This is a genomic window from Phycicoccus flavus (assembly GCF_004025965.2).
Lineage (GTDB): Bacteria > Actinomycetota > Actinomycetes > Actinomycetales > Dermatophilaceae > Phycicoccus > Phycicoccus flavus.
In genome coordinates this window covers 1-2,691 of the sequence record NZ_SAYU02000134.1, presented here as the reverse complement: position 1 = coordinate 2,691, position 2,691 = coordinate 1, and the positions used below count along the sequence as shown (strand labels likewise).

At 66.4% G+C, this 2,691-nt stretch carries 3 protein-coding genes; 1 reads left to right on the top strand and 2 read right to left on the bottom strand.

The features are described 5' to 3' along the window. Positions 1-457 precede the first annotated feature (457 nt). Positions 458-772, top strand: a complete 315-nt coding sequence (locus EPD83_RS20095) for a hypothetical protein (RefSeq protein ID WP_128367765.1) — start codon at positions 458-460, stop codon at positions 770-772. Positions 773-864: 92 nt separating this feature from the next. Here the strand turns inward: EPD83_RS20095 and EPD83_RS20090 are convergent, their stop codons facing one another. Both EPD83_RS20090 and EPD83_RS20085 read right to left on the bottom strand, forming a co-directional pair. After that, positions 865-1,074, bottom strand: a complete 210-nt coding sequence (locus tag EPD83_RS20090) for a hypothetical protein (RefSeq protein WP_128367766.1) — start codon at positions 1,072-1,074, stop codon at positions 865-867. A gap of 22 nt (positions 1,075-1,096) precedes the next feature. After that, complete coding sequence (locus tag EPD83_RS20085; protein ID WP_128367767.1) at positions 1,097-2,155, bottom strand: hypothetical protein; 1,059 nt, start codon at positions 2,153-2,155, stop codon at positions 1,097-1,099. Between the last annotated feature and the right edge of the window lie 536 nt (positions 2,156-2,691).

The window sequence follows — 2,691 nt, the reverse complement described above, 5'->3', positions numbered from 1 at the left end:
CGACGACCTCGATCGTCGCCGACAGCTTGTGGGGATCGACCCCGATGATGACGTGCTCCATACCCGTGCTCCCGCCTGGTCTCGAACCGATGGACGGCGAGGTGGGCAGTGCTACTACGAGCAGGGCTGTCCCTTCTTGAGCCACGCCTCGTCAGCGGTACCCGGCGGGCTGCAAACCGGAAGAGAGCCACACCCGCGCAGGGTGGGCAGCCCACTTGAGAGCGTCCCGCCGGGCACCTGGACCGAGTCTGGCCAGACACCGGCCCTGCCGGAAGTCTCTAGTAGCCCACTATGGGCGGCCCTCTTAACGCAGCATGTCCAACAAGTTCGACCACCGAGCTCCCTCAACGTCTGCAGGCACGGCGGTGCGACCTGCCGTGTAGAGCCCGGGGCGCCGCCGCTCGAGCCCATTCGAACATATGGCCGACGACGGCAAATCCTACGCCCACGCAACGCCATGCTCGTCCCCGACCAGGTCCTGGCCGTCCGCACGCTGCTGTACGACGGCACTGCCGTTCCGGACGATCTGTGCGACATCATCGCCGACCGCCTCGGGCTCGACCGCAACCTCTCAACGAACTACGCCGACCGGGGCATCCGCGCCATATATGTCGACGGGGTCTGCGGCGGGGGCCTCATCCCGCTGGGCGGACGTGAGGCGACTGCTGACCTCCAGGTGCCCCTGGCGCACCAGTCCGCGCTGGCTGGTGTCCTGCTCGCCGCCCGGCTTGTCCGCCGCGCCCTGGGGTGGAAGTGGACACTGCCGAGGTGATGCGTGTTGACGTCGGCCGGGACGTTGGACCATTTCCGGTGCAGCCGCCAGCAAAGACCCGCGCGGCATCTGCCTGTGCCAGGACCCGACGTTCACGGCCCCCTACGACACCTTAAGGCCGCCCAGGTGAGGTCGCGTTTTGTCTGTCCTAGGAGGAAATCCGCCAGCAGGGCGTGCAACCGGTCGATGGCTTGGACCCGGCGTCGGGTCAGGGCCTCGCGGCGCTGGACCAGCATTCGTAGCGCCTTGAGGTCGCCGTCGACCGCCAGCAACGGCAGGCCCGTGGTCCGCACCGCGACCATCGCGATCTCGTGAGCGTCGGGGTTAGTTGCGCGTCCCGTAGCAGGCCGTGTTAGCCAGCATGCTGGCATCGCCAGGAAGTTGGGCGAGGGCTTTGAGCGAGACGATCCTTCCGGCCTTGAATCGGGCTTCGTAGACCGCTGGATCCCCGATGGGGAAACCCGCTGAGAGGCAGGCCGACGCGGCGATATGCATGCGGCCGGTCCTGCCCTTGAGCAGATCGACATCTGAGTCGGCGATCCAGACACCAGCGAACCGAGGAGCGTTGCTCTTGGGTGATCCGATGGGCGTGTAGGGATACACCCCGTCGACGGGGTCCACGATCTTCTCCGCGTAACCGATTAGCGGCGCGCCCTTCGCCGTTGCCGTGAGTTTCACCTGGTTAGGCTGCTGACGTGAGACCTTCGCCGTGAACTTCAAGGCGTTAGGTAGGGGGAACCCACCGAGCTTGGCGCAGCGTGGATCCGGTGTCGCTGCGGTCGTGCTGGCCGGCTGCGACTGGACCTGCAGGACCGCAGAGGAGACGAGGTTTTCGCTCCCGTTGACGATGAGCCATCGAGCGTCCACGAGGTCACTAAGGTCGTTCGTGACCGGTTCGCCGATGCAGTACCCAGAGAACCCGAGGGTGCAGTCACCTGCGAAGCGGTCTACCTGGGGAAAGCCCCGGCCGGGTCCCGTACGGGCGCTCGCTCCGCCTGCGACTGTCTGTGCGTAAAAGTCGGAGCCCTGCAGATAGGCCCCTCGACAGGCCGGAGCTGCTGCGTCGTATGGCGTGTCGGGGAAGACGACGGCGACGGCGCTGGTCGCAGCGACGACAAGTCCGAGGACCGCCGCCACCGGTCCCACAACCGCACCAGGCTCGGACGTCGTCGCCTGGCGGCGTCCCCGGAGATGCAAACCCGCAAGCAGGAAAGCTGCGAGAGACCCAGCCAGCACGAGGCTCGTCAATCGATCCGCGTCCGGCCCGTACCAGCCAAGCCGGATGATCGCTCCGGGCCACACAAATCCGACGAGGCCGGTGCGTACCGCAATTGCGACGGCCAGGAGCACTCCAGCAACAGCAACCAAGAATCGTGACCACATGCGAACCTCCTGGATGGACTATGAGGCTTTTGCGCATCCGTCGACACGGCGTCTCAAGGATCACTCACGCGTCACCAGGGTCGGATAAGTCGTCGGATGGTCGTCAGCGTCGTGACGCGCGGGACTGCGATTTAGGTCGGCGCCGGGACATCCGTCGGCTAGATGAGCCCGGCGGTCTTCCGATTCCGTAGGAACGGGCGGTCGTCCAGCGTCTGCGGGAGCTGTTGACGGCGGGTCCGCACGCAGGTCGTTCGGGTCCGTGCCGCCCTTAAGAAGCTAGCCAGCGTGGTGTTTGATGTGCTCAGTCTCGGAACCTGTTGGGACCCGAGCCGCGACGCGGTGGCGGCCACGCCGAGCGGCCATCAGCCCGTTCGGCGTTCCGCAACGGTCTTCAGAAGCACGGTCCTTCCGCCGCCTGTTGGGCGACGGTCAGGCGTCGAGGTCAGGCGACCTTGGAGGAGTACCGCTGCCGGGCGGCTTCGCCCGAGGTACCGACGAATCTTCCGATCGCACTCCACGACAGGCCGGCCTCGCGG

Bases quoted from the DNA above. Each gene is read 5' to 3' on its own strand.
- EPD83_RS20085 (WP_128367767.1), bottom strand. From the start codon at position 2,155: ATGTGGTCACGATTCTTGGTTGCTGTTGCTGGAGTGCTCCTGGCCGTC.
- EPD83_RS20095 (WP_128367765.1), top strand. From the start codon at position 458: ATGCTCGTCCCCGACCAGGTCCTGGCCGTCCGCACGCTGCTGTACGAC.
- EPD83_RS20090 (WP_128367766.1), bottom strand. From the start codon at position 1,074: ATGGTCGCGGTGCGGACCACGGGCCTGCCGTTGCTGGCGGTCGACGGC.